General features: G+C 43.8%; 25 protein-coding genes. 6 read left to right on the top strand and 19 right to left on the bottom strand.

Annotated elements, in window-relative coordinates:
- The first annotated feature begins 46 nt into the window (after window positions 1-46).
- Complete coding sequence (locus JJQ94_RS03830) at window positions 47-454, top strand: hypothetical protein (RefSeq protein ID WP_099029909.1); 408 nt, start codon at window positions 47-49, stop codon at window positions 452-454.
- A 246-nt stretch (window positions 455-700) separates the two neighbouring features.
- Here the strand turns inward: JJQ94_RS03830 and JJQ94_RS03835 are convergent, their stop codons facing one another.
- The 3 genes from JJQ94_RS03835 to JJQ94_RS03845 all read right to left on the bottom strand — a co-directional run bounded on the left by JJQ94_RS03835 (window position 701) and on the right by JJQ94_RS03845 (window position 2,565).
- The gene (locus JJQ94_RS03835) at window positions 701-1,309 is read right to left on the bottom strand and encodes a hypothetical protein (protein ID WP_099029908.1); all 609 of its coding nucleotides are present in this window, start codon (window positions 1,307-1,309) and stop codon (window positions 701-703) included.
- A 273-nt stretch (window positions 1,310-1,582) separates the two neighbouring features.
- Complete coding sequence (locus tag JJQ94_RS03840; RefSeq protein WP_099029907.1) at window positions 1,583-1,906, bottom strand: hypothetical protein; 324 nt, start codon at window positions 1,904-1,906, stop codon at window positions 1,583-1,585.
- A gap of 113 nt (window positions 1,907-2,019) precedes the next feature.
- Window positions 2,020-2,565 carry a DUF4410 domain-containing protein gene (locus JJQ94_RS03845; protein WP_099029906.1) on the bottom strand — a complete coding sequence of 182 codons (546 nt, stop codon included), beginning with the start codon at window positions 2,563-2,565 and terminating at the stop codon, window positions 2,020-2,022.
- Between the two features lie 309 nt (window positions 2,566-2,874).
- On the opposite strand from JJQ94_RS03845, the gene JJQ94_RS03850 reads away from it, so the two are divergent.
- Together JJQ94_RS03850 and JJQ94_RS03855 are read left to right on the top strand one after the other, a co-directional pair.
- A complete protein-coding gene (locus JJQ94_RS03850; protein ID WP_099029905.1) occupies window positions 2,875-3,702 on the top strand; it encodes an AraC family transcriptional regulator in 828 nt (275 codons plus the stop codon).
- Between the two features lie 37 nt (window positions 3,703-3,739).
- Window positions 3,740-4,348, top strand: a complete 609-nt coding sequence (locus JJQ94_RS03855) for a LysE family translocator (RefSeq protein ID WP_099029904.1) — start codon at window positions 3,740-3,742, stop codon at window positions 4,346-4,348.
- A gap of 111 nt (window positions 4,349-4,459) precedes the next feature.
- Here the strand turns inward: JJQ94_RS03855 and JJQ94_RS03860 are convergent, their stop codons facing one another.
- From JJQ94_RS03860 to JJQ94_RS24115, 12 genes are all read right to left on the bottom strand, one after another.
- The gene (locus tag JJQ94_RS03860) at window positions 4,460-4,771 is read right to left on the bottom strand and encodes a hypothetical protein (RefSeq protein ID WP_099029903.1); all 312 of its coding nucleotides are present in this window, start codon (window positions 4,769-4,771) and stop codon (window positions 4,460-4,462) included.
- A gap of 111 nt (window positions 4,772-4,882) precedes the next feature.
- Window positions 4,883-6,139, bottom strand: a complete 1,257-nt coding sequence (locus tag JJQ94_RS03865; RefSeq protein ID WP_099029902.1) for a sensor histidine kinase — start codon at window positions 6,137-6,139, stop codon at window positions 4,883-4,885.
- Window positions 6,140-6,152: 13 nt separating this feature from the next.
- Window positions 6,153-7,535, bottom strand: coding sequence for a sigma-54-dependent transcriptional regulator (locus JJQ94_RS03870; RefSeq protein WP_099029901.1), 1,383 nt, complete (start codon window positions 7,533-7,535; stop codon window positions 6,153-6,155).
- A 4-nt stretch (window positions 7,536-7,539) separates the two neighbouring features.
- Window positions 7,540-9,936: an ABC transporter permease gene (locus JJQ94_RS03875; protein WP_099029900.1), complete on the bottom strand. Its 2,397-nt coding sequence runs from the start codon at window positions 9,934-9,936 to the stop codon at window positions 7,540-7,542.
- A 1-nt stretch (window position 9,937) separates the two neighbouring features.
- Window positions 9,938-10,654: an ABC transporter ATP-binding protein gene (locus JJQ94_RS03880; protein ID WP_039496409.1), complete on the bottom strand. Its 717-nt coding sequence runs from the start codon at window positions 10,652-10,654 to the stop codon at window positions 9,938-9,940.
- Between the two features lie 12 nt (window positions 10,655-10,666).
- Complete coding sequence (locus tag JJQ94_RS03885; protein WP_099029899.1) at window positions 10,667-11,917, bottom strand: efflux RND transporter periplasmic adaptor subunit; 1,251 nt, start codon at window positions 11,915-11,917, stop codon at window positions 10,667-10,669.
- Window positions 11,918-12,118: 201 nt separating this feature from the next.
- The gene (locus tag JJQ94_RS03890; protein ID WP_099029898.1) at window positions 12,119-12,322 is read right to left on the bottom strand and encodes a DUF1289 domain-containing protein; all 204 of its coding nucleotides are present in this window, start codon (window positions 12,320-12,322) and stop codon (window positions 12,119-12,121) included.
- A gap of 20 nt (window positions 12,323-12,342) precedes the next feature.
- On the bottom strand, window positions 12,343-12,627 hold the full coding sequence (locus tag JJQ94_RS03895; protein ID WP_099029897.1) for a hypothetical protein: 285 nt from the start codon (window positions 12,625-12,627) through the stop codon (window positions 12,343-12,345).
- Window positions 12,628-12,698: 71 nt separating this feature from the next.
- Entirely contained in the window at window positions 12,699-12,860 is a 162-nt protein-coding gene (locus JJQ94_RS03900; protein ID WP_099029896.1) for an I78 family peptidase inhibitor, read from the bottom strand.
- Window positions 12,861-13,040: 180 nt separating this feature from the next.
- Complete coding sequence (locus tag JJQ94_RS03905; protein ID WP_236596434.1) at window positions 13,041-13,241, bottom strand: hypothetical protein; 201 nt, start codon at window positions 13,239-13,241, stop codon at window positions 13,041-13,043.
- An 86-nt stretch (window positions 13,242-13,327) separates the two neighbouring features.
- Entirely contained in the window at window positions 13,328-13,483 is a 156-nt protein-coding gene (locus tag JJQ94_RS24110) for a GNAT family N-acetyltransferase (RefSeq protein WP_236596435.1), read from the bottom strand.
- Between the two features lie 32 nt (window positions 13,484-13,515).
- A complete protein-coding gene (locus JJQ94_RS24115) occupies window positions 13,516-13,770 on the bottom strand; it encodes a hypothetical protein (protein WP_236596436.1) in 255 nt (84 codons plus the stop codon).
- A 564-nt stretch (window positions 13,771-14,334) separates the two neighbouring features.
- Here JJQ94_RS24115 and JJQ94_RS03915 point away from each other — a divergent pair.
- The 3 genes from JJQ94_RS03915 (at window position 14,335) to JJQ94_RS03925 (ending at window position 20,776) form a co-directional block, all read left to right on the top strand.
- The gene (locus JJQ94_RS03915; RefSeq protein WP_099029895.1) at window positions 14,335-17,838 is read left to right on the top strand and encodes a S8 family serine peptidase; all 3,504 of its coding nucleotides are present in this window, start codon (window positions 14,335-14,337) and stop codon (window positions 17,836-17,838) included.
- 145 nt (window positions 17,839-17,983) lie between these two features.
- Window positions 17,984-18,997, top strand: a complete 1,014-nt coding sequence (gene adhP / locus JJQ94_RS03920) for an alcohol dehydrogenase AdhP (RefSeq protein WP_099029894.1) — start codon at window positions 17,984-17,986, stop codon at window positions 18,995-18,997.
- A 177-nt stretch (window positions 18,998-19,174) separates the two neighbouring features.
- The gene (locus tag JJQ94_RS03925) at window positions 19,175-20,776 is read left to right on the top strand and encodes a sensor histidine kinase (protein WP_099029893.1); all 1,602 of its coding nucleotides are present in this window, start codon (window positions 19,175-19,177) and stop codon (window positions 20,774-20,776) included.
- Between the two features lie 66 nt (window positions 20,777-20,842).
- Here the strand turns inward: JJQ94_RS03925 and JJQ94_RS03930 are convergent, their stop codons facing one another.
- The 4 genes from JJQ94_RS03930 to acnD all read right to left on the bottom strand — a co-directional run bounded on the left by JJQ94_RS03930 (window position 20,843) and on the right by acnD (window position 26,049).
- Window positions 20,843-21,448: a GNAT family N-acetyltransferase gene (locus JJQ94_RS03930; protein ID WP_172439919.1), complete on the bottom strand. Its 606-nt coding sequence runs from the start codon at window positions 21,446-21,448 to the stop codon at window positions 20,843-20,845.
- An 84-nt stretch (window positions 21,449-21,532) separates the two neighbouring features.
- Entirely contained in the window at window positions 21,533-22,156 is a 624-nt protein-coding gene (locus tag JJQ94_RS03935) for a LysE family translocator (RefSeq protein ID WP_236596437.1), read from the bottom strand.
- A gap of 120 nt (window positions 22,157-22,276) precedes the next feature.
- Window positions 22,277-23,452 carry a 2-methylaconitate cis-trans isomerase PrpF gene (prpF, locus tag JJQ94_RS03940; protein WP_099029891.1) on the bottom strand — a complete coding sequence of 392 codons (1,176 nt, stop codon included), beginning with the start codon at window positions 23,450-23,452 and terminating at the stop codon, window positions 22,277-22,279.
- Window positions 23,453-23,454: 2 nt separating this feature from the next.
- A complete protein-coding gene (gene acnD / locus JJQ94_RS03945) occupies window positions 23,455-26,049 on the bottom strand; it encodes a Fe/S-dependent 2-methylisocitrate dehydratase AcnD (protein WP_099029890.1) in 2,595 nt (864 codons plus the stop codon).
- Window positions 26,050-26,102 lie beyond the last annotated feature (53 nt).

The following is a 26,102-nucleotide window of genomic DNA, read 5'->3' on the forward strand; positions in this document are numbered from 1 at the left end:
TACAATACTATTTTGTTCGAAAAGCAATCAATATAAGGATAGTTAAATGAGTAGATACAATAGTAGTTCTGATACAGCAGGTGCCTTTACCTTTATTATTTTGGCGATAGGTGGCTTTCTCACTTGGGAGTTTTCACAACTTACCAATTTGCCTTGGGATGTTGGTGCAAAAGTTTCTGGCTTTTGTTTGTTTAGTCTTGTGCTGGCTGGTGCTGCGCGTTATTTATTTGGACAATCAAACAGCGCTATTACTATATGGCCACTATTTGCCGTTGGAGTTTATTGGTCTTTTTTTCCAGCATTTAATTACTGGGGAGGGCTGACTGAGGACTCTGTTTTAAGATACGTAACTGAAGACCCATGGTACACATTATGGTATGTAAAAGCACTAATCTCTGTTGCTATTGTAGTTGGTGGTTATTGGCTAGATAGCAAATTGAACGAGTGGTTTTAGTTTAGTTGGGCGGTTCACGTTTAACCGCCCTCAAATTCTATATTCAGTGACACAATTCCCCTTCTTACCCCCACACTTTAAAAATAACGCCTCAGATGCTCTCTAACAGGCGCTAACTCATTTGCAGTAGACTGATTCGTCTCAAAGTGGTTTAAACGTGTTTTAAACATGGTTGCGGTTGAATGTGTTGGGTTGGTGATTGGGTGGTAAAAAGCGCGGTAAGAGTTACCACGCTTTTTACTTAAGCTAGATCATGCGCCTTATTGAGTGCTCAAGTTCGAACCCAATCTGCCGCACAGAGCAGTGCAATCCATTTTTCAATTCCTCTTCGTCATTTGTGATCAACCCGATACCTTTATGATTGAGTAAATCATAAAGGTGTTTGGGCATATCTATATCTAGATGGGCACCTCCTGCTTTGTTTGAGGTAAACAGCACTATATCTTTCCGTGTAAGTTCTTGCCCTCCACACGATAGTACTACCTGCTTACTCCACCAATCAAAGAACTCGATATATGGACGATGATTTTTCTCTATTGCACCTGCGAGATGTGGTGTAAATCTGACTTTTGGACCTGCAAAGCTTATGGATAATAAGCCAACCTTTGGTGCGAGTTCATTCTTTGGATAGTGTGTAGAGGTGTCGAGAAATTTAAAGCCTGACTTGAGCTTTAAATGGTTTAGTATCGATGTGCTTACTTTAGTATCATGCACAAGAACTCTGATGATTTGGGCGATACGTATGGCTTCATCAATATCGCCATTATCAAATTCGGTGAATGATCTATTCATAAATTTTAACTGCCGATTTAGATCCGCTAAAACTTCTTCTTTATTGAGTTTGACTTTGGTCATATTGCTTTCCCTAAACACTGTTATGTACATTACAACTTAAATCAATCCAATTAGTTATGCCACAAAATTACTGGCGGCTTACTAGTAACATGTCTTAGAGACGAGTTAAGTAAATTGGGTATTGCAAATTGATAAACTGCTGCATGGTAATCTCTTCAACATGTGGGCTAGATAGCAGATAATGACCGACACCTACGGCAAACTTGAACCGTTTTTTCTATATCTTTGAGGTGGATTTCTAATCTTCTTTAGTCTGCTATTGCCCTTTATTTTTTAGCACGCTTGCAGCCGATACCGGACCTTATTGCTCGTTCCAACATTATTCGTTAATTGTAATATGCCTTTTGTTATCCCGGTTGGCAGATAACGGCTGACATCACCCACGGTAAACTTGAACCGTTTTTTGCTGTATCTTGAGGTAGATGTCTTGTCATAATCCGGATTTTCCAAGGGCGCTTGTACATCGCTAACTGCGCTATCACGCAACAGCTGTGGGCTGTTATCACCCCACGCTTTCGCGTTAAAAAATATGCCGATCGCGACAGTTAACATCAAGGCTTTTAGAACAAGTGTAATATCAAAAAACTTCGTTTTCATATTAGCTTCACGTCCCTTTGTTTGTAATGCGTATCAGTGGGGCTCAAAAGGGTATACAGGAGCCCCATCGTCAAAAACTAGGTTTCTTTGAGCATTTGGAACTTCAATATCGACTAAGAGTTAGCGGTATTATCAGTTTTACCTTCGCGCTCCACCGTGCCAATCATACTCACCACTTTCTTAGATACTGCTTCAAGCTGCCTAGAAGTAGTTGCACCAAAAATGCCTTCGATAAACTCAGATCGAGTATCTAGTATCGACTCACCAACCACCTCGTTAGTGTCAGTGTTTATTAGCTTTACATTGAGCTTCAGCTCGGCATCACCCGCCATTACACCTACCATAAAGCGGCCAAATCCCGACACATAACGAAAGTGCTCGATGGTGATCTCGACTGATAAAGGTGCTTGAGCTGCACTTCCAGACTCAACAATACTGCCATTAAAGTCTTTGGCTATTAGCGCTTTTAGCTCATTAATGCTGTTAGAAAGTGACTTACTTTTAGAAACTGAGTGCGATGAAGTAATATCCAAAAATACACTTTGTGGCGTGTTCCCTACAGCTCTATTCGCTGTTTTACTAGTCTCTTGAATGTGGGCGGCGCAGCCACTGAAAATAAGCACGGAGATTATTACGGCAAATATTTTAAAATGTTTCATTAGGGGTAAATTTCCGACCTTCAATATATATTCGGTTAACGACATTCTAACCTTTGTTGGCAGCCATGGTATCAAATATTTTCCAGTAATGGGTAAGCAGTTGAGTCACCCTTGTTCTTTGGCTTTGCATCGATTGTGATTTATTTGATAGGTTTAATGGCCTGAATTCGGGTTAACTAAGTTTCCTTGTGAAGAGTATTTAGCAAACTCTGTAGTGGATACATCCGCAATTTCGTTCAAGTTTTTTATTGATCGCTTGAATATATTGACTTGGTAGTTTTGCAAACGTGCTCAAAAAAAGGAGGGAGTGTGAGTAAAAATAATCACTTTATATATACCCATAGTGCTCAGCAGGATGATGTGTCCATGCTGAGCGCAACCATGAGTGATTTCACCTACACCAAACATGCTCATGAAGAGTACTCGATCGGGCTCACTCTAAAAGGCAGACAAGACTTTTTCTGTCGCAGTGCTTTTTATAAAAGTCAGCCTGGCTGCGTAATGCTTTTCAATCCCGAAGATATTCATGACGGTCATTCTGGGGGCGAACACAGCTTAGAATATGTGATGCTTTACGTGCACCCAAGAGAATTGCAACCACTGTTTCGCTCTCTTGGTTATAAACAAGAAACAGTACTAAGACTTAACGACACCTTGTTCAATGACCCACTGTTGCGCTATCAAGTTCTTACTATATCTCAGCAACTTTTGGGACGATCCTACTCCAAAATTGAGCACGAAGCCGCTTTGTTTCAGTTGGCTCAATCATTGGTTCGTTTGCATGGCTGTTTAGAGTTACCACTTCGTAAAACAAGGGCCGAAATTTTAGTACTAAGAGCTAAAGACTATATATTGGCTAATCTTGCCAACGATATTTCGGTTGATGACATCGCTGAGGTCGCCAATATGTCTAAATATCACTTTATTCGAGCTTTTCGAGAACACTTTTGCATAACTCCACACCAGTATGTTTTGAATTGTCGTATCAACTATGCTCGCAAACAGCTACTTGTAGGCCGTAGCGCCACCACCGCAGCGGTAGAGTCCGGCTTTGCTGATGCCAGTCACTTAAATCGTAACTTTAAACGCGTATTTGGCATGACACCAAAACAATTTCAGTTGCAGTTGGGCCGTTAGATTAGCTCGTCGACTGCTTATATCGGAGTAGTAAATCATGTCAGAAATTTTCGCCTATGCTATCGGGGTAATGTATACCCCTGGGCCTATCAACTTGCTTGGTCTACATAGTGGTCTAAACAAACAGACACGTGTTCATCTCGGTTTTTTCGCCGGCGTTGGAATGGCAATGTTCATCTTGTTCGTTATCTTAGGGATTGTCGGGCTCAAGTTTATCAATCCACAGCTACTGCCTTTTATCAGCTTGGCAGGGTGCCTTTATATTCTATATATTACTTGGAAAGTGGTACATGCTAACGTCGAGCTCTCTGATAAGCAAAGTGCGGCCAAATCGTTGAGCTTTCGAGACGGACTTTTCATGCAGCTACTCAACCCCAAAGCGCTAATCGCGACGTTGCCGGTTTCTACCATTCAGTTTCCAAGCGTTGGCATTACCGGCAGCGCCGTTGTCATATGGTCAATGCTCCTTGCTGTACTTGCATTCGGAGCCCCCACTAGCTATTCGATAGTGGGTTCAATGATGGGTAAACAGATCTCCGATCCCAAGTATTTTAAAGCTTTTAACTTAGTAATGGCTGCGCTATTAGTCTACGTGTCTTTAAGCATTGGCTATGACCATGTCATAGTGCCTTGGATAGTGAAATAACAAATGAGTAGGTAGTAAGGATAATGGCTGACACCCACAACAAACTCAACAAACTTGAACCATTTTTTGCTGTATCTTTGAGGTGGGTGTCTTGTCATTTTGGTGGTTTTGTCATTCTTGGTGTTCAATAACATGCCTAAAAGAGACTTTTATAGGGTTAAAAAAGGAGTATACCCAAAGCCCTAGAGTTATAGCTACCCATGACATACATGATAAAATAGCACCGAATATTGGTCCCATTAATACACCATAAAAAACACCCTCAATACCTGTTTTATATTCACCAAACCACTCTATTGTATTAAAACCAAATAATGCTGCGATCCCAAAGCTTGTGGTTAAAGTGCTCATACTCACGGTAAAGCCAATGAATAAAATTTTTAATAGAGATATTTTTGAGATCCTTTTTGCGACTACTTCCATTCGTTTCTTTCTCCTAGATTGTATAGAAATAATGACTTCCACATGCGGCTAGTCATTTCATTTTTTAACACACAGCCCTAACTGTAATTTCAATTTGCGCGCCACCTTTACTCAACTCCCACCACGCTCTACGCTAAAACCGACTTTTGCGCCGCCGTTTGGGTTATTGCCCAGTTTAAGTTGTCCACCGTGCTTTTCTATGATGATGCGAGAGAGCATGAGGCCTATGCCGTTGCCATCGGCTTTGGTGGTGTAAAATGCTTCAGCGGCTTCGTTTAGGTTGGAAAAACCGGGGCCAGTGTCTGTAACCGAAAACACTAATTTGTCAGCATCGGGGGTGATATTGAGTGTGACTTCTGGCGAAGGCGTATGCGCTTCTTGGGCATTATTAATAAGGTGACAAAGCACCTGTTTGATTTGGCTCGTATCAAAAAAACCGAGCAGATCGGCTGTGCTTTCTACCTTTAGTTGAGGGTAGATACTTTGTAGCTGAGCGCAAAACTCACTAAGCGCGACAATTTGCTTATGTGCAGGAGGCAGTTTGGCAAGGGAGGCATAGTTACCCATAAAAGATTTAAGATAATTGGTGCGCTCGTTGATGAGTGACAGTCCACTATTAAACCTTTCTATATCTAATTCACCGTTTAAGCGCTTGGTAAGGCTGCGCGCTACCGTGCCGATCGGCGCTAAAGTGTTATTGATCTCGTGACTTAAAATACGAACAAAACGCTGTAAGGCGTCTTTTTCTTGTTGATATAAAATGCTATCTAGCTGTTTTAAAACCAGTAAAGTGTGAGGTTTATTGGCAATGTAGCAGCTGTCGTGTTCAAGCAAAAAAGCATGCTCGGTACCGTCAAGCATCACCGAAACCTTTCCTTGTTTTTGCTGAGCTTGTAATGACTGAAACCAGCGCCAAGCATCGTCTTTATAGCTGTCAAAAAAGGTGCGCACTGCGTAGCTGTTGGCAAATGCAATGCTTTGGCTGTCAAACACAATAAGTGCACAGTCAAGCTTTTCAATAATTTGCTTTAGCAGGTCACTTTGCTCCGCCAGCGCACGCTGATCGGCTTGCATGGTTTGCGCAAGCGCATTTAAGTGCTCCACCGTTGAACGTAATTGTGCGTCTTTGCCGTGTACCGCTCTTAGGGCATAATCGCCTTGGCGAAGTGATATCAACAAGGTATCAATGAGATTAATGGTGTTTTGTCTAGTCGAACCATATTTATAAGCGAGCAAAGCAAAACATAGTGCAAATACTAAGTCTATCAACATAATAAGTGTTGCAGGGTAGTCGTGCGCAAGGAGTAAAACGTTAGTAATTACAAGTAGTAATGCACTTAACAGCCAATGTCCAAATCGATAAAACAAGTTTGCTTATCTCCTACTCATATTTGTCCATTTTGCGATACCACGCACTGCGCGATAGTCCCAAGCTCTTCGCCGCTTTTGATACGTTACCACCGTGAAATTCCAGTCTTTTAAAGAGTGCTTGCTCAATAATTTCATCCAGCGTTAAATCATGATTTTCTGGTGCGCTCGCAGTAGCAGTATTCATCGATTGCAACGCTGAGTGCGGTGTAAGGTTGAGCGCCAAATCACTAGCAAATACTTGAGCATTTGAACAAGTAAACACCGCGCGCTCCATCATATGCTTAAGCTCTCTCACATTACCTGGAAAATCGTATACAGTCAGTGCTTTAGCAGCACAGGGCATAATGCTCGGTGGTGGTTTTTTATAATCATGACTAAAGCGCATTAAAAAGCGCTCTGCTAATGGCAAGATATCCTCTGGACACGCTCTTAATGGCGGTATTTCTACTTCTACAGTATTTAATCGATAATATAAGTCTTGGCGGAACTGATTATTGGCAATCGCTTCATTGAGTTGGCAGTTAGTAGCAGAAATAATCCTCGCAGTATTGTCCAAGACTTTGTGACTGCCAACCGCCGCGTACTTTCGCTCTTCTAGCACTTGAAGCAACTTTGCTTGAGATTGCAGAGATAAATTGGCAATTTCATCTAAAAACAACGAGCCATTACTGGCGAGTGTAAATGCACCCACTCGATCTGCTTTCGCATCAGTAAATGCCCCCTTTTTATGGCCAAATAACTCAGAGTTAAATAGCTCGTCGCTCACCGCCCCCATATTAATTGAGATAAAGCTGCCACCAGCACGACTTGAATGCTCGTGTACATACTGCGCGTAATAGCTCTTTCCTGTGCCATTTTCACCGGTCAGCAAGATGTTCATATCGCTTTGTGCCAACTGGGTGAGCTGTGTCAGCACACGCTGCTTTTTCTCACTTTGCGTAATAAAGTTAATCGTTTGTTGGGGCTTTTTAAGGCGTTCGTTTTCAGCAGATAGCCGCGCTAAATGTTGTCTGTCTGCTCGCTTCTCGATTTGTACTTTGATGCTATGAGCAAGGCGCTCATCATCCCATGGCTTTTCAATGAAATCGGCCGCTCCTTGCTTTAGGGCAGCAACGGCAAGGTCTAACGTCGCCCAACCAGTCATCACCACAATGGGTAAAAGCGGATCGATTTGAATGAGCTTAGCAATCGCCATCAGCCCTTCTTTGCCACTGGTGGTGTCTTGGGTGAAGTTCATATCCAATAGCACCAAGTCCACTTCCTGTGTACTGACATAATCAAATGCCGCCTCCGGCGTCACCACACCATGGCAAGCGTAGCCCTCATCCTCAAGTAAAAACTTCAGACTCGCTTGAATATCAAGCGAGTCGTCTACTATTAGCACCTTTTTCAAATTATTATTCCATTCTTAAGCTAACCGCAGGTTGGACTTTTATGCTGCGTTTCACTGGGATATAAAGCGCAAGACATACCGCAGCAAATACCAGTAGTAAAGTGATACTACCCGCACCAAACATAACACTAAACGGCACAATACCGCGGAAAAAGTCTACAGCAAGATAACACAAGATATAGAAAATTAATGCAGAAATAGTCAGCCCAGTAACGGTATGGGTTAGATTTTTCTTGATAAATAACAACATGATCTGGCGATCTTTGGAGCCAAGCGCACGGCGAATGCCTATTTCATAGCTAGATTTGTTGATATTACTCAGGCCCATGGCATAAATACCAATTAAAGAAAGCGTCAAGGCAAATCCACCCACAATCAAAAACACATAAATGATACTGGTGAAAGCCCCTATCATAGAGCGATGGTTGTCGTAGTGATCAAAAATATAGCTGGTTTCGAGCTTGCTTGAGAGCCTACCTAACACGCGATAGAAGGCTTCGTAACTTTGACTTGGCGGCAACTCAGTAATGAACTTAACCGCCATTGCATTTTCCTTTGGCACATATTGACGAAAACTAAAATAGACTTCATGACGACGATCGCTGGCAACAACGCTCATCTCATCCACTGCAATACCAACTATTTTAGCGCTTGGCCATTTTGCATCACGTAACATCAGTGAGCGCCCTAATACATCCTCACTGCCAAACAGAGCGTGTGCGAGAGACTGGCTAATGATCACTACGGGCGCCGCTTCTGTGTTGTCTTGTGCCGTGAAGTTCCTACCGCTTTGCAGTTCGCGCTTAAAAAGATGAGATACAGCTTCAATATTTATGATTTTATCGGTATAAACTTCGCCCTCGTTTGTTAGCACATCAAGCTCCATCTCACGTTGATACACGCGCCCTTCTTTAAAGGCAGGGTCCAGTGTCATTCCCACGACCAATGCGCTTGCCATTTCGACCGCTTTATCACTCGAAAACTCGCTTTCAGTTTGAAATTGCAGCTCAGTTGAGTACACCCCTTTGAGGGTCTCTCCGTCAATATTTCCCGCCATAGAATACATCACATAGCCTATGGTGCTCGACGCCATCAGCATAAAGCTCACTAAGGTCACCTGCAAAGACAGTAGGCGTTTTGACATCAATCCCGCTTGTTTTCCGGTTGCACCTCGTGTGCCGTCTCGCAGTACATCATTGATGTTAAAGTTAGCTGTTTTCACCGCAGGTAACAGCACTGCAATAGCAAATACCAAGCTTATCAGCAGTAGTGACACCAAGATGGTGATTGTATTTAGCTGCCAATACCACCAGTACGGCATTTTGCCACCAAACATCATATTCATAAAAAAGTTCAGCGCTCGCAAACCAAGATCCGTTAGCAATAGCGCCACGACCCAACTGCTAACGCAGTAAACCAAACCCTCACAAGCATGCTGCTGAACAACCCTTAATTTTTTCGCACCAATCGCGGCGCGAATAGCCGACTCTTTTTGTCTCTCGATGATTTTGGCAAAGAGTAAGTTACCAATGTTGATTGAGGAAATAAGCAAAATGAGTACGATACCGGCCATAAACAGAGTAAATATAAATACCGCTTCACCGTCGGTGTTGTATTCCACCAAGGTCATAGACTCAACACGAACTGTTTTATCCACCTCAAGCGCTGACTGACTAACGCGTTGCTTTGCATAATCAGTGAAGAATAAACTTAAACGCTGCTCAAGCTTTGCCTCTGTCGTCTCATTTGGCATCTTATAAATAATATCGATGGCATCAGCAGGTGCTGTGTTATTGCCTTTAAGTGGCAGCCAAAGTTTAGAAAATATCGGGAAGTTATTGTGTTTGGGCATCACACCGATTATCTCGTAAGGCTTTTGGTCAACGACAATTGTGCGCCCTATGACATCTTTACTACCTTGAAATAGATGCAGCCAGAGATAGTCTGAAATCACGACCACATTTTGGGCAGCTCCCACAAAGTCCTCAGCAGTATAAAATCGCCCAAGCGCAGGTTTAATATCCAGAAACTGAAAAAAGCGCTCACCAACATAGGAGCCTCGATAATGATTGCCCCGCTCAGCATCACTTACCCAAACACTTGCTGGCGCAATATAAAGCCACTCCTCAAGTTGTTTAACTTCATCAAGTTCTCGTAGTTGTGGCAGCATGCTGTATTCAAACCGGTTTTGCATGCTGATAGGGTTACGAACCTTAAAGATCCTGATCTCTGGGCTGTCATTACCCACTTGGCTATGTGAAAATGCCACCGTATAAATATAGTTAAAACCAATCAAAGATATGGTCAAACTGCCAACCATTATAAACATCATCAATAGCGTAAAACGCATTGATTTTGCGATGTTTCTCAGTGCATAACGAAAGTCTAAAAGTAATCCCATACTAAGCTCCAACGACTTTGCTTGCGCGCTCAAGCTGCTTTTTGTCTCTTAAAATTGTGCCATCTAGCATAGAGATAACACGGCTAGCGTAAGTCGTAGATTCGATATCATGCGTTACCATACAAATCGTTTTGCCAGCAGCATGAAGCTCGCTTAATAACCCTAGCACTTGCTGAGCATTATTTGAGTCCAAGTTACCGGTCGGCTCATCGGCGAGGATGAGGTCTGGGGAGTTAATCAAGGCTCTTGCAACTGCAGCGCGCTGCTGCTGACCGCCTGAAAGCTGAGAAGGAAAATGATTGATGCGATTTTCTAACCCCACCATCGCCAGCGCGTCTTTGGCTTTTTGCTCCATTTCTTTTTGGCTAATGCCGCCAATATAAGTCAGCGGTAACATGACATTTTCAAGCACGTTTAAATCACTGATAAGGTTAAAGGCCTGAAAAATAAAACCGATATGATTAGCACGAATATGAGCACGCTCGTCCGAGCTTAAATTAAATGCTTGGTTACCACTAATAAAGTATTCGCCGTTACTTGGCTCATCAATCAAGCCCAAAATTGATAGTAACGTGGACTTGCCGCACCCTGAAGGTCCAGTGATAGCCACAAACTCGCCGGGCTCTACTACGAGATTAATGCCGTCTAGCGCTTGAGTTGCAATTTCGTCCGTCTGAAACCGCTTTTCGATATTATTAAGTTGAATGACTGAGTTCATAATGATGTCCTGTTAACGCACTAGCACTTGGCTATCTTGAGTATACTTTTCCATATCGGAAATAATGATAGTTTGATTTTTATTAAGTCCTTCAAGCACTTCGATGTAGTTTACCGAACGCTGACCAAATTTAACCGTTTTTTTGGTGGCGAGATGTTCATCAACAACAAACACGCTCGCTTGATTATTTGCAACAGCATTGGCTGGCATTGCGACGAATACCGCGTCGGGCTTATGGCTCGTTACAATAACCCCTTCAATGTTGAGTTTATCTCTGGCTTCTCTTGGCAAAGTGCCTTCAATGCTCAGCTCTACTTCGACTTGGCTATTGGTGACTTTTGGGGAAACGCGTTTTACGATGGCGTTAAAACGCGAAGTGTAAGTATCGATTGTCGCCGACTGCCCAACTTGTACATGCGGCGCATCTAGTTCTGCGATGTTTATCTTAGCAACCAGCAAACGCGGATCTGCCACTTCTGCAACCGAGCTGGTATTAGACAATTGCATGCCCACTTCAATCAGCACATCCTGAATTTGTCCAGTAATTGGCGAGCGCACATCAAGCGCTGCGATATTCTCTTCAAGTAGCTTAATTTCGGATCGCAGGCTTGCTTGCTCAGCTAGGTGCGCTTTGGCTTTAGCCTGTTGCACTTCTTGCTGAGTGACAACCCTAGCTTGCTGTAACTCCACTTGCTTTTGACTACGCTGCATTGCAAACTCGCTGCGTTGATGATCAAGCATAGAGATAGTGCTATTGCCCTTTTCTATTAAGGTTTTTTGCGCCTGCCACTGAATTTTGTCGGCTTTATACGCCAACAAAGCATCATAATGTGCGGTGTGGGCCTCCTGCACTTTGGCCTTTAATTCTGCAAGTTCGGCCTCATGTTGTGCTGAAATTTTGGTAAGTTGGCTATGTTTTTGAATGAGCGCTTCGCGCAGTGATGGGTTTTCAAGCCGAGCAAGTAGCGTACCTTGAGTGACCATTTCACCCGGTTTAACAAACACTTCAACTACTTTTCCGCCACTACTACTGGTAACCAAATGGCGTTTTTCCAATGCAAGACTGCCAAGTCCCTTAACACTCAGTTCAAACTCGCCCTGTTGAACTTTAGCAACGATTAACTCTTCTTGGAAAACCACGTTTGATGCACTTTGGGTATATGCTTTGGCAAAAAACACCAAACCGACCACAAGTAGCACAATAACAAGCAATGCGAGCTTCTTAAACGGCATGCGCTTTGTTTTCGCCAGTTTTATATCCATACTCTGTACTCCACTTTGAGAATACAGATGACGAATCAAATTTCAGGCCAAATATTTTTTATATTAAAATCAATAAAATAAAATAAAACCAAGTTCGTCTTCGATAAAATATGTGTCGAAATCGAGACACTGTTCACCTTAATAACTGTGTCGAAAGCGAAACAAAAGCTATGTGATTTCTACTTTGTTATGATTGAGACGTCAATTCCTATTATATTTCTGAGCATGTTGCTGTTTGCGCCTCGTGCAATGCGCTAAGACTTTGAGCTTTTCATCTTCGCTGTAACTTGTCCAGCTGGTGATTTCGTCCAACGTTCTAAAGCAGCCTAAGCACACATCTTTATCATCCAAACAACACTTTCTGATGCAAGGGGACTGGATTAAATTACAACTAGAGTGTGACATCGCTGCTCCTTTCAATAGATTTACTCAAAATAGCTTGCCGGAAAACAAGACTCTCTCTTTTTGCCTTTAAAATGATGGCAGACCTCTCCCGTTTCGGTATTAACTAAAAAGGAATGGTCAATATCCTTAAAGTAAAACCAAATGAACTCCATGTCATCTTCTAAGAAGTGCTGTTCAAAAGTGGGCTCATCAAAATGCGCCGCTAGCGCATCAATATCTGTTATTTCATCGTAGCTAACGGCATAGACAGCTAAGCTCGTGAACGTGGCTATAACAAAAAATACCTTAACTAGACCAATGTACATCTTAATACCTTTAGTCATTTTATTGGACGAAATACACCATGCTAGTCAATCAATATACGAACTGGGTGGGGCTATCCCCACCACATACGCACGACCTGTTGCGCGTCGTTTAACTCAATATTGAGTCGCTGAGGTTGATGATCTTGGGTAAGCATATCTCCAGATTGGTACACCCTAATTACTTTACCAACAATTGTTTGTAGGGATTTTGAATAATCGATATCTTGCACCATTTTACCCTCATTTATGCTGGGAGTTTAAAGCCAACGACGCACTCTACCTCGATAGCGTAAATAGGCATCGCCAAAAGTTTGTTCCATCATCTTTTCTTCAAACCGAATGTACCATCTGTCGGCGATAAGTAAAAAAGCAATCACACAGTCTGTTAGCGCTTGCGTTGAAAATGGACTCGGCTAATCTTCAAGGTAACAAGATAAACAAGAAAATGCCCCGCCTTTTTGTAGCAGAGATTTATTCCGTTCATTATCCTTTTCATCTAGGTAGAAATAGTGTCCATATCCATCTAATAAGAAATAAACACTCGAGATTTTCTCACCTTGTTCGAATAGCATCGTATCGGCTGTGATATGACCGATTTTTATATACGGAGCCATAAGTAGCCAATCCTCAAGTGAGAAGTCAACTAGCCACCCGTATACAGCTAACCATTGTTGATAATTTTCTTTACTTGATTTAGACATTAGTGTAAGTGCTTTTCAAATAGTAACAGGATTCTATTGTCGTAAGGTATCGTATCGAACTGCTGATATCCAAGCTTTTGGTATATGTGCTGCGCTCGCGTATTATCTGCAAAAACATCTAGCCAAATACGTGTTATACGCAACTCTTCTAACACGTATTTTTCCATCTGTTTTATCGCTTCTTGCCCTATTCCCAATCCCTTTTTAGCAACCACATACGGCGAAATTCAACACTTTTCAGTTCTGACTCAACGGCTAAAATAATAAAGCCAACTATTTCAATACCTAAATAGATAGTTAAGTAGCGTAAATTGGTATCAGCGAACTGAGATTGGTGTGTCGAAAGCGGGCTGCTTATTATAAATTGGCTATTATCTGCTGCACTTTCTATAGTAACAAACCTGCTAAGGTGTACGCCTTCGCTTGGTGTGAGTCTAAGCATATGGTTCCTTACATTTAACATTTGACGCTCCCTATCTTAGGCCAATTAATTTGATTCTCAAATCACAAAGCGATATGCAGAGTGATTAATGCAGTATTTACAACAACAAAGATTCGAGGCGAACGTTATACTTACTGCAATCAAATCGAGAAGTAAAATAATAGCCGATTGGTTTCGATGCGCACTAACGAACCTATATAACGTATACCGAAGATATGAAATATGGCTCTTCAAGGACTAGTATCGACTATGAAACAGTATTTGTTTGCACGATACTTTGGCGGCATAAAAAGGCTAATGTGAACAAAACACATCCAAACCAACCAAAACGATTTGTTTTAATCAACATTTCATTATCAGCAAGAATGAACAGCTATATCACTGAAACCTATTAAAAAATGCAATAACAGTTAACCGTTACTTAAAAACAACCACAAATTAAATTCCGTTTTTCGTAACAAAAAGTTGAAATGCCACCCAAAAAGGAACTATATTTGTTCAAATCCTGAAACAGGATGTAAATAAAACAATTAAAAACCATAACAAGTATGATGGGGAAATCCGATGTCAACTCTAAATAAGTCAGCACTCACCATCGCTGTAGTGACTGCTTTATCGTCTTCTACAGTTGCTGCTGCGACGTACAATCAATATAACTTTGAAAATAAACCATCTCTAAAAAGTCAATATCCAGAATTAAAGGATAAGCAGACAAGGAAATCTACACAGAACGTTGTAACATGGTTAGTTAAATTACACACACCTTCTATTGCAGAACAAAGCCTTGCTGGTATTAACTTCAAAAATGCAACATCAAGTATTCAGCAAGCTCAACAAAGCGTAGAAGCCGCAATCGCTAACACTAGCCCAACACTGCAAGTTGTCGCTAAAACGTCTAAGCTATCTAATGCAATTATCGTCAATGGCGAAGAAGCTGAAGTTAACAAACTACTACACAATCCATTGGTACATTCTGTGTTACCTGTATTTGATTATAAATTGAATGTGGCTGACAGTGCCGACTACATAAAGGCAACTCCTTTAGTTTCTACTGGTGAAGTTACAGGTGAAGGAGTTCGTGTTGCGGTACTTGATACGGGTATTGATTACACCCATCAAGCGTTTGGTGGCGCTGGCACAGTTGAAGCATATGAAGCGGCTGCAAGCAACCCTGCAGATACGCCGGCTTGGCCACAAGGCTTAGTATTAGGTGGATATGACTTTATCAACAACGATCCAGATCCAATTGATGCAGGTACTAACCACGGTACACACGTTTCTCATTCAGTAACAGGTATCGCACCAAACGTTGAATTATTTGTTTACTCCGTCTGTGCAGAAACTTGCCCTGGCTTGGCTCAACTTTTAGCGTTGGAATCTGCAATGGATCCCAATGGGGACGGTGATATTTCTGACAGAGTAGATGTTGTTAACATGTCACTAGGCGGAGACTTCGGCGATAATCGTGCAGGTGCGGTTCAAGAACTTATCGATAAAGCCGTGATGCTAGGTACTAACGTTGTTATCTCAGCAGGTAATGATGGCCCTACACCATTTATCGTTGGTGGTCCTAGTACAACAGATAATGCACTTTCTGTCGGTGCAATGGAGCACTCTGTCATTAAAGGTCAGCACATTTTAGCAACCTTGATGGGTGAAACCACTGAAGCAGGTGCGGCAGGTTTTAACCCTGAGGGCTTTGAAGAGTTTGAATTTAGTAGTGACACAACCCCGCTAGCATTTGTTGAGACTGAAAAGAACGACCGAGGAGATGCAACATCTATTGCTTGTGATCCTTTTGCTGACGACGTCGACTTTACGGGCAAAGCGGTCCTTGTAGACCGAGGCGGCTGTAACTTCACTCAAAAAGTGCTAAACGCCCAAGCGAAAGGCGCGAAGTTGGTGATGATCGCCAATAATGTCGAAGGTGGTGGTCCAACTGAACCGGGTGGCAGTGCTCCAGGTATTGAGATCCCGACAATTGGTTTGAGCTACAGTCAGGGTAAAGCACTTAAACAACAGTTACTAGCTGGAAACAATGTTGCCTATAATGTAAGTGCCACAATCATTCTAAAAGAAGGCATGATCGCGTCATTCACCTCTCGCGGCCCGTCTATCAGCGGAAGATTAAAACCTGAAATCACAGCACCGGGTGTTAGCATTATGACTGCACATCCAGGCCTTGGTGATGGACTTACTCCAGCAAGCGGAACTTCATTCTCTGGCCCTATTACAGCTGGTGCCATGAGTATGCTTAAAGAGGCACTGCCTAACCGTAATGGCTTTGAGCTAAAAGCAACATTAATGAATGCGGCTAACCTAGATGTTACCATGGAACCTCGCTCGCAAAACCCAAATGCAGCGCTTGCACCAATCAGCTTTATTGGTTCAGGTCTTGTAGATGTTGAAAAAGCGGCAAACCTTCCGGTTGCAGCATGGGCTGAAGATACGATGCAAGCGGCGCTATCATTTGGCTTGGTTTCACTATCTGAAACTTCATCTATCACCAAGCAGGTAGTCGTTAAAAATTTCTCGAATCAAGAACAGACCTATACATTGGCATATGAGCAGCGATTTGCTGACGACGCAGAGCGTGGTGCACTTAGTATGACCTTTCCTGAGTCGATCACCGTTCCTGCAGGACAAACCATTTCGTTTGACGTTACGGCAACTATAGATCCAACTAAACTGCCTGAGTGGACATTAACTTCTGCCAATATGGCATTCTTGGATGCAACACGCGACCTTACAACGTTAGAGCTTGATGGTGCATTGAACTTTATGTCTGGCGACGAAAAAGCGCTACACTTGGTTTATCATGTGCTACCAAAAGCTGCCGCTAACGCTAAAGTCATGCCTGTCGTTGATGACCAAGGTGCTAGACACGTATTAACCAATACAGGGGCTGCGACACTAGAGCCATTTTTTGCTCCAACTGTTGCAAAAGATGAAGTAGATGATAGCGAACGTTTAGATATAATTGGTGCTTCTGTAGAAACAACTTCAGTTCCAACTAGCGTTTGTGATACCGGTTACATGCTATTCACTACCATGGTCACTAATCAACCTATTATCCACACCTATCAAGGTGGATTTATGGCTGATTTCGATTTGCCAGCAGAAGGAGGGACATCGCCAGATGGCACTTATGATGTAACTGTTCAAAACGGCAAGCAAGAATGGTTTGGCGATTTCCTATCTGGTAGCGCTATCTCATTTACTCATGGTTATGGTTCAGGAAGCGGTTTTATTACTAATATTAATTTTGCATCAGGTAATAATTTCGTCACCATGAGCAGTTGTGCCGACGCATTTGGACTTACAGCAGAGCAGGTCGCAACTGGAGTGGAAGCCAAAATTCGCTTCCGCACGGAAGAAGAGACTTGGACGCCGATCCCATCAAATTCTCTAGACGAAATGTTCGCTGATAGTTTTATGATCAAAGCACCAGCAATGGAAGTAGCTACAACTGAAGCGGAAGGTTTAGCTATGCTCGTTGATAATGCTGGTAATGAAGTAACAGAGCTTGCTCCTGGTGAGTCAGCAAATCTAACTTTCTCCGACAATGATTTCATGATCCTATCAAGTAACGGGGCGGTGCCAGTTATTGTTTCTCCGTCAGAAGAGTCAACAAAAGCGCCAATCATTACCGCTGATCAGTCATTCTCAGTCGAGGAAAATACGGCGGTAGATACCGTTATTGGCCAGTTAGAGGTTGAATATGCATCTGACTTTGCGAACCCGGTTTCTGAGTTTATTGTTATTGCTTCTACTTCTTCAGCGATCACTGTTAATTCATCAGGACAGGTCATTGTCGCCAACAGCGAGCAACTGGACTTCGATGCTGGATTAGAAATCGTAGAGCTTGAAGTCGTGGCGACTGATACCGGAGGCAATGTGTCTGAACCTGCGAAAATTATGGTCGAGGTAACAAACTTAATGGATGAAGAGTCAGAACAGCCGACTCCAGATCCAACACCTACGCCTACACCATCAAAATCCTCAAGTGGTTCACTATTTTGGTTACTACTAGCTGCACCACTTGCGCTGCTACGTAGAAGAAAATAACACCCTATTTTTTGTAATTAAGTAATGAAATGGCGAGCATTGTGCTCGCCATTTTTGTTTGCTCTCACTGTATTAATTGTTTCGGATCAAATTGCTCCTAGTTATAGCTGCTAAGCTACTATTAACTCAATCAAGGAGCAAAAAGATGAAAGCAGCGTTAGTGCACCAATTTAAGCAACCGTTAGACATTCAAGAAATTGATAAACCGGAACTCACTCAAGGGTCGGTAATCGTTGAAATAGCAGCCTGTGGTGTTTGTCACACCGATTTACACGCTTGTCATGGTGATTGGCCTGTTAAACCTAAATTGCCACTAATCCCCGGTCACGAAGGTGTTGGTACAGTTATAGCAAAAGCTGACGATGTTAAACATCTGGCCGTTGGAGATAGAGTTGGTGTACCTTGGCTACATAGCGCCTGTGGTCATTGTGAACACTGTCTAAAAGGCAACGAAAACTTATGTCCAGAGCAGTTAAATAGTGGCTATTCCGTCGACGGCGGTTACGCGCAGTACTGTAAAGCCGATGCTAACTACGTGGTAAAAATCCCTGAAGGCTTGTCATTTGTCGATTCCGCACCTCTATTCTGTGCGGGCGTCACCACCTACAAAGCACTAAAAGTATCAAAAGCCAAACCCGGTGAATGGGTTGCCATTATTGGTGTAGGTGGCCTTGGTCACTTAGCAGTTCAATACGCCAAAGCAATGGGCCTGAACGTGGTTGCGGTTGACACTGGCGAATCAAAGTTAGCGCTGGCAAAAGATCTTGGCGCCGATTTATGTATCGACTTTAAGCACAGCGATCCCGCAGAGTTGATGCAAAATAAGCTAGGGGGCGTCCAAGCGGTAGTTTGTACCGCGGTCTCGAAGCCTGCCTTTACGACATCGTTTAACAGCGTGAAGCGGGGTGGTACTTGCGTGCTCGTTGGCTTACCACCTGAAGAAATGCCTATTCCTATATTTGATACCGTTCTTAAAGGTATTAGTGTTGTTGGCAGCATAGTTGGTACTCGTCAAGATCTCACTGAATGCTTGCAGTTTGCCGCTGAGGGCAAGGTAAAGGCCATTATTGAAACCAAACCACTTGAGCAAATCAACGATATATTTGACGATATGCTCAATAGCGACATTAACGGCAGGATCGTACTTACCTTCGACTAGACCCATCAAGCAGCCAAATACTTGATAGCCATTTGGCTGCTTTCTCACTTCGGCAAAGTTACAAAAGCCTAAAACGACCAACCAGAGCGTGGGATGATAACGGCTAAAGAACAAATTGTTATTCCGGACTCAGCTTAACTATACTTTGTGTATTCGAGTTCTAACAACGTTGAATACATGGCAGCCAGTCAAAGCAACATGCTTCATCCTAGTCAGTCATTTAGCTTTAAGTACTTCTACCATATATCAGCGCTCTCCATGCTGCTTTTTTTTCTTTCTGTGGTGTTCACATTTTTGGCATTCGTCAATAAAGAAGCGCAAGAGCAAGAAATAGAAAGAAATTTTAATCTTGTTCGTTTATCCCAAGAGTTAAGACTCAGCTCAGATCAACTCACCATGATGGCTCGGGCTTATGCCGCCACGGGCAACCCTAAGTTTAAGCAATTTTTTGATGAGATCTTAACGATCCGTAATGGCACTTCCCCCCGCCCTAAGCATTTGCACCGCGTCTATTGGGACATGTTGCTGGTCAAAGAGGGTCAAGCACCATTTGAAAAAGAAGCACCAAAAGCGCTGCTGACATTATTATTAGAAAACGGGGTTTCTACGGATGAATTAACTATGTTGCGAAATGCAGAGGATAAAAGTGAAGCACTCGTGTCACTTGAGCGTGAAGCCTTTGAACTAGTAGCAGCAGGGAAAAATCAACAGGCCCTCAAGATTTTGTACAGCGAGGCTTACCTCCAAAGTAAAGTACAAATAATGACGCACATCAATGCCTTTTTAGAACGCAGAGAGCAGGATTTCAGCTCACTCCTTGCAAGCAGCAATAAAAAGGTAAAGTCCTATTATGGCGCCGCGTTTGTTTGTTTTATCTTGCTATTACTTAGTCTCATCGCGTTGTACAACTCTCGTTCGGCCATCCGTAAAAGTATTATTGATTATCTAAATACGGAGGTAAAAAGCCAAACTGAAGAGTTAATAGAAAAAAATAAAGCACTTAATCACGCGATCAGTGAACTCAGTGAGACTCAAAAGCGCCTGATAAACGCTGAAAAGTCAGCAACGCTGGTGCGATTGATCCCAGGACTTGCCCATGAGATTAACACGCCAATTGGCATCGCGATGACCGCTTCCAGTAACCAACTATTACTTGTCGAAGGAGTAAGACAAAGGGTAAATAAAAATGAAATCGCCAAGTCTGCTTTATTGCATTCGATAGAAAATATTGAAAGCTGTGCCAAGCTCGTCGTCAATAGTACCGAGCGGATCACCGGTATTATCGACAAGCTCAAAATTATCACCAATACTGGATTTGAGGGAGAAGTAAAGCCTGTTTACTTACAACCGCTTATCGCACATTGTGTGAGTGAGCTTGCCAATCAACACCCACATATTGATATTACCTTAGATATTCCCGAAGCATTTGCTATCACCGCCCCCGAAAGGTTGTTACAGCAGATCTTCCTTCCGGTGATCGAAAATGCGTTTTACCACGCCTTTGCTGATAACTCAGTGCAAAGCCCCTGCGTGATTATATCGGCTCAAGCCTCAAAACTTGGATATACGATTAAAGTCACGGACAATGGCGGCGGTATTCCACATGAAATCAAAGATAAAGTATTTGATCCTTTTGTCGTCGGTAATCGCACACAAAAAGGCTTGGGTTTAGGGCTAAGTGTTGCGCTCGCTATCGTCACTCAGTATTTTAATGGTGTAATTGAGTGTGAAACGGAATCTAATTCCGGAACATGCATCATTATCAAGTTGCCGAGCTAGTCGCGCTAACGGACCCAACCGATACTTTGGTTTACTTTCCATAAATGCACACTTTAAGCTTCATTATTATTGCGGCAATGCTTTGTAAATAGAATACAGAGGAACAACACACTGCCACTCGTCCTGAGAAATAGAGTACACAGCAAGGTTGAAGCACCCGTTCCGATAAACACCTTCACGACGTAATATGCCATCAAAGTGCGCACCAAGCTGCTCAACCAACCGGCGTACTAAATCATTACGCTCGTCGACTCTAAATTCAACCAAAGCGAAGCCTAGAGTATTCAAATACTCTGTTACGAATAAACAAAACACCTTGTCGAACAGAGTATCGTGGATAAGCCAACTCTCTTCTACCAGCACTTTTTTGGCCGCTGAATCATCGACTGTAATTAAGATCATGCCAAGCATTTCGCGCGTTTGAGTTTGCCGCACACAAATACAGTGCTTTGATTTATCTTCAGCTGCTTGTAAAAAAGGTACTAGCACTCTTTGTTGTCGCAACTGTAATAATTCTTGAGCCTCATACTCATCACCATACCTGAGCGAAAACAGACGCTCCAACCGTTGATATTCACCCGCTCTTAACGTTCTCAAAGCAAATGCCGAGCCCGAAAACTCAACACGGATGTCACTTATGGGGACGTTGTTTTCACCTGGTGGGACGATCATTGGCTTTTCTGAGTCACGGATGCATAACCCAGACTATTACATCTATTCAAGTCTAAAAGCTATGCCTGTGAATTCCCATCAACCTCAAACAACAAATAAGCCGTAAAGAACAAGCACAACCAAAGTCAACGCAAAGCCAACTCGGATCCGCTTGAGTACTGCCTCATCATTCAGTGTTTTAAAAATCACACCACCTAATACCAGCCACATTGTGTCGACCACTATCGCCACCACGTAGCACACGCTAGCGGCAAGCAAGGTAGCAACTAGGTTTGAGCCTGCAGGCACCGAAGCAGTCGCAAAAATAGCGATGCAAGCCGCGTAGGCTTTGGGGTTAAGGAGGTTAAGAATAAACCCATCTTTAAAGCTAGGTAGCTGTGCGCCAGTATTACCAAGCGCCGAGTTGTTTGCTGCAATTTTATAGGCGACGTAAATTAAGTAGCCGGCTGCAAGCCACTTTAGCACGAGCGTCACCTGAGGCTGACTTACCAGCAATCCAGCCACTCCCGTAGCCGCACAGATCACTGCTACTAACAACCCCGCCAAAATACCAGCTAAGAACGGGAAACCTTTTTTCACTCCTTGGCTGGCGCCAGCTGCCGCAAGTGCAAGCGGCGCAGGTCCGGGAGAGCCAAGTAACACCGCGGTTGTAACCGCTACCGAAAGTAAAGCTTCAAACATCATATCGTCCTTATGACGAGTCCGCATGCTGGAAACCAAAGATGAAGCCGAATGACAGGTACACCTTAACGACCAAGCAACAACTCGGGAGTTTTATTATCTTGAAAATAAGGCTCCTGGGGTTAGAGCCTTTGATTTAGTATCGAGCTACGCCTCAGGGACGCGAACAAAGCCTTCCATTAACACGCGAGCGCTACGGCTCATAATGGCTTTTTTAGCTTGCCAGCGACCCGACTCTTGTAGTGCTTCAGCGCCAACCTTTAAGGTGCCTGACGGATGTCCAAAGGTCACAGAGTTAAGATCACCACCACCAGCGGCTTCGTTAACTAGGGTGCCAGGAATTGCCGCCGCGGTTGCTATCGCCACAGCAGCGGTTCCCATCATCGCATGGTGCAACTTACCCATAGATAACGCACGAACGTTTAAGTCGATGGTATTGGCTTCCACTGCTTTACCGCTCGACGCAGCATAAGATTTAGCTGGTGCAACAAAAGCAATTTTTGGGGTATGTTGGCGAACTTTCGCTTCGTCAATATGACCTATTAAACCCATTTTAACTGCGCCATAAGCACGGATCTTTTCAAATCGCTCTAGTGCAGCTGAGTCTCCATTAATCGCTTCTTGTAACTCTGTACCTTTATAACCTAAATCGGAAGCACGGAAGAAAAGCGTTGGGATCCCGGCACTTATCATGGTCACTTCAAAAGTGCCTTCATCAGGCACTGTTAACGTATCGACGAGATTGCCCGATGGAAACATATCAACATCCGGGTCGCTTGGATCCATAAACTCAACAACCACTTCCGCCGCTGGAAAGGTTACACCATCCAGTTCAAAATCGCCCGTCTCTTGCACTTCTCCATTGCTGATTGGAATATGCGCCACTATGGTTTTGCTAATATTCGCCTGCCAGATTTTAACGACGGCGACGCCGTTCTCTGGCACTTTATCGGCGTCGACTAAGCCATTACTAATCGCAAACGCCCCCACTGCGGCTGTTAAATTGCCGCAATTTCCGCTCCAATCGATAAAAGGTTTGTCGATAGCAACCTGACCAAAAAGATAATTCACGTCGTGGTCGGCTTTGTCGCTTTTACTTAAAATCACCGTTTTGCTGGTACTGGAAGTTGCGCCACCCATGCCATCGGTATGTTTACCATAGGGATCTGGACTGCCAATCACACGTAACAGCAAGTTATCTCGCGCTTCACCCGGTTGCTGAGCATACTCGGGTAAATCCGTTAAATTGAAGAACACCCCTTTAGAGGTGCCGCCACGCATATAAGTAGCGGGAATTTTAATTTGAGGCTTAAACTGGCTCATGGTTATACGCCTTCCGCTTCGAGGAAGTCTTGAGCAAAGCGTTGTAACACGCCGCCAGCAGAGTAAATAGAGACTTCTTCAAAGGTATCTAATCGACAAGTCACAGGCACCTCTACACGCTCACCACTTTGACGGTTAATCACGAGAGTTAATGTAGCACCTGGTGCAGGTTCACCCTCAACGTCATAGGTTTCTGTACCATCGAGTTCAAGCGTTTTACGGGTAGTGCCCGCTTTAAACTCAAGCGGTAGTACACCCATACCAATTAAGTTGGTACGGTGAATACGCTCAAATCCTTCTGCTGCGATAACTTCTACCCCAGCTAAACGCACACCTTTTGCAGCCCAGTCACGAGACGAACCTTGGCCGTAATCTGCACCAGCGACGATGATCAGTGGCTGTTTACGCTCCATGTAGGTTTCGATTGCTTCCCACATTCTGGTGACTTTGCCCTCAGGTTCAACACGCGCCAGTGAACCTTGTACCACTTCACCGTTTTCAACCACCATTTCGTTTAACAGTTTAGGGTTGGCGAATGTCGCACGTTGCGCCGTTAAGTGATCACCTCGGTGTGTGGCGTATGAGTTAAAATCTTCCTCTGGTAAGCCCATCTTGGCTAGATATTCACCCGCCGCACTGCTTGCCAAAATCGCATTCGATGGCGACAAATGGTCAGTCGTGATGTTGTCACCTAAAATCGCTAATGGACGCATGCCTTTCATAGTACGCTCGCTCGCGAGTGCCCCTTCCCAATAAGGAGGGCGACGAATATAGGTACTCGTTGGACGCCACTGATAAAGTGGGTCGTTGTCTTCACCATAGTCTACCGTGAGGTCAAACATTGGCTCATAAACAGCGCGGAACTGCTCTGGTTTTACGCTTTCTTTAATCACCGCATCGATTTCTTCATCGCTTGGCCAGATATCTTTAAGCGTGACCGGATTGCCCTCTTGGTCGCGACCTAAAACACCATTTTCAATATCAAAGCGCACGGTGCCAGCAATTGCATAGGCCACAACTAGTGGCGGTGAAGCTAAGAAGGCTTGTTTTGCGTAAGGGTGAATTCGACCGTCAAAGTTACGGTTACCCGATAACACTGCCGTTGAGTATAAATCGCGGTCAATCACTTCTTGTTGAATTTTCGGGTCAAGTGCGCCACTCATGCCGTTACAGGTCGTACAAGCGAAAGCGACAATACCAAAGCCAAGTTGCTCAAGTTCAGATAACAGATTTGCTTCTTCCATATAGGAGCGTACCGTTTTTGAACCTGGTGCAAATGACGTTTTCACCCAAGGTTTACGGGCAAGGCCTAATTTGTTGGCATTACGCGCCAGCAGACCTGCGGCAACCACGTTACGTGGGTTACTGGTATTGGTACAGCTAGTGATCGCAGCGATGATCACGGCACCATCTGGCATCAAGCCCTCTTTTGGCGCTTCAATCTCTTTGACGATACCTTGATTAGCAAGGTCGTTGGTTGCAACACGGCGATGCGGATTTGAAGGACCCGCAATATTACGCGTCACCGTTGACAAATCGAACTTAAGTACACGCTCGTACTGCACGTTTTCTAGGGAATCAGCCCAAAGCCCTGTTAGCTTAGCGTATTTTTCCACCAACTTGATTTGCTCGTCATCACGGCCTGTGAGCTTCAAATAATCAATGGTTTGCTCATCGATGTAAAACATGGCCGCTGTTGCGCCATACTCTGGCGTCATGTTTGAAATTGTCGCACGGTCACCTAAATTAAGGTCTTGCGTACCTTCACCAAAAAACTCTAAGTAGCTAGAAACCACACGCTCTTTACGCAAAAACTCAGTGATCGCCAAGACGATATCCGTTGCGGTGATCCCCGGTTGGCGTTTGCCAACGATTTCAACCCCGACAATATCCGGCAGTCGCATGTAGGATGCACGACCGAGCATCACGCTTTCCGCCTCAAGGCCACCTACACCAACAGCAATAACACCGAGTGCATCAACGTGTGGCGTGTGGCTGTCGGTACCAACAAGCGTATCAGGAAACGCAACGCCGTCGCGCGCTTGAATAACCGGCGACATTTTTTCCAAATTGATTTGGTGCAAAATACCGTTGCCAGGCGGGATCACATCGACGTTTTTAAATGCCGTTTTGGTCCAGTTGATAAAGTGAAAACGGTCGTCATTTCGACGATCTTCAATCGCGCGGTTTTTCTCAAAAGCATCTTCTTCATAACCGGCGTGCTCTACAGCTAAGCTGTGATCTACAATCAGCTGAGTCGGTACGACTGGGTTGACTTTAGCCGGATCGCCGCCTTTTTCAGCGATAGCATCACGCAAACCCGCAAGGTCGACTAGCGCGGTTTGTCCCAAAATATCGTGACACACAACGCGTGAAGGAAACCACGGAAAGTCCAAATCGCGACGACGCTCGATGATCTGTTCAAGATAATCATTCAGTTTTTCAGGCTCAGCGCGGCGAACTAAGTTTTCAGCAAGGACGCGCGAGGTGTAAGGTAAAGTCTCGTAGCTACCTGGTTTGATGGCTTCTACCGCTTCTTTTGTATCGTAATAGCAAAGCTCAGAATCAGGTAAACGTTTACGGAATTGAGTATTCATAACAACTTCCAACAATCTGTGACGGAGAACAGGCGGCCATGGCGACCGCCAGA

The sequence above is a fragment of the Pseudoalteromonas sp. GCY genome (assembly GCF_016695175.1).
Classification (GTDB): domain Bacteria; phylum Pseudomonadota; class Gammaproteobacteria; order Enterobacterales; family Alteromonadaceae; genus Pseudoalteromonas.

Excerpts from the sequence above, each read along its gene's own strand:
- JJQ94_RS03830 (WP_099029909.1), top strand. The coding sequence starts at position 47 with ATGAGTAGATACAATAGTAGTTCTGATACAGCAGGTGCCTTTACCTTT.
- JJQ94_RS03835 (WP_099029908.1), bottom strand. The coding sequence starts at position 1,309 with ATGACCAAAGTCAAACTCAATAAAGAAGAAGTTTTAGCGGATCTAAAT.
- JJQ94_RS03840 (WP_099029907.1), bottom strand. The coding sequence starts at position 1,906 with ATGAAAACGAAGTTTTTTGATATTACACTTGTTCTAAAAGCCTTGATG.
- JJQ94_RS03845 (WP_099029906.1), bottom strand. The coding sequence starts at position 2,565 with ATGAAACATTTTAAAATATTTGCCGTAATAATCTCCGTGCTTATTTTC.
- JJQ94_RS03855 (WP_099029904.1), top strand. The coding sequence starts at position 3,740 with ATGTCAGAAATTTTCGCCTATGCTATCGGGGTAATGTATACCCCTGGG.
- JJQ94_RS03860 (WP_099029903.1), bottom strand. The coding sequence starts at position 4,771 with ATGGAAGTAGTCGCAAAAAGGATCTCAAAAATATCTCTATTAAAAATT.
- JJQ94_RS03875 (WP_099029900.1), bottom strand. The coding sequence starts at position 9,936 with ATGGGATTACTTTTAGACTTTCGTTATGCACTGAGAAACATCGCAAAA.
- JJQ94_RS03880 (WP_039496409.1), bottom strand. The coding sequence starts at position 10,654 with ATGAACTCAGTCATTCAACTTAATAATATCGAAAAGCGGTTTCAGACG.
- JJQ94_RS03885 (WP_099029899.1), bottom strand. The coding sequence starts at position 11,917 with ATGGATATAAAACTGGCGAAAACAAAGCGCATGCCGTTTAAGAAGCTC.
- JJQ94_RS03890 (WP_099029898.1), bottom strand. The coding sequence starts at position 12,322 with ATGTCACACTCTAGTTGTAATTTAATCCAGTCCCCTTGCATCAGAAAG.
- JJQ94_RS03895 (WP_099029897.1), bottom strand. The coding sequence starts at position 12,627 with ATGTACATTGGTCTAGTTAAGGTATTTTTTGTTATAGCCACGTTCACG.
- JJQ94_RS03900 (WP_099029896.1), bottom strand. The coding sequence starts at position 12,860 with ATGGTGCAAGATATCGATTATTCAAAATCCCTACAAACAATTGTTGGT.
- JJQ94_RS03905 (WP_236596434.1), bottom strand. The coding sequence starts at position 13,241 with ATGGCTCCGTATATAAAAATCGGTCATATCACAGCCGATACGATGCTA.
- JJQ94_RS24115 (WP_236596436.1), bottom strand. The coding sequence starts at position 13,770 with ATGCTTAGACTCACACCAAGCGAAGGCGTACACCTTAGCAGGTTTGTT.
- JJQ94_RS03915 (WP_099029895.1), top strand. The coding sequence starts at position 14,335 with ATGTCAACTCTAAATAAGTCAGCACTCACCATCGCTGTAGTGACTGCT.
- adhP (WP_099029894.1), top strand. The coding sequence starts at position 17,984 with ATGAAAGCAGCGTTAGTGCACCAATTTAAGCAACCGTTAGACATTCAA.
- JJQ94_RS03925 (WP_099029893.1), top strand. The coding sequence starts at position 19,175 with ATGGCAGCCAGTCAAAGCAACATGCTTCATCCTAGTCAGTCATTTAGC.
- JJQ94_RS03930 (WP_172439919.1), bottom strand. The coding sequence starts at position 21,448 with ATGATCGTCCCACCAGGTGAAAACAACGTCCCCATAAGTGACATCCGT.
- JJQ94_RS03935 (WP_236596437.1), bottom strand. The coding sequence starts at position 22,156 with ATGCGGACTCGTCATAAGGACGATATGATGTTTGAAGCTTTACTTTCG.
- prpF (WP_099029891.1), bottom strand. The coding sequence starts at position 23,452 with ATGAGCCAGTTTAAGCCTCAAATTAAAATTCCCGCTACTTATATGCGT.
- acnD (WP_099029890.1), bottom strand. The coding sequence starts at position 26,049 with ATGAATACTCAATTCCGTAAACGTTTACCTGATTCTGAGCTTTGCTAT.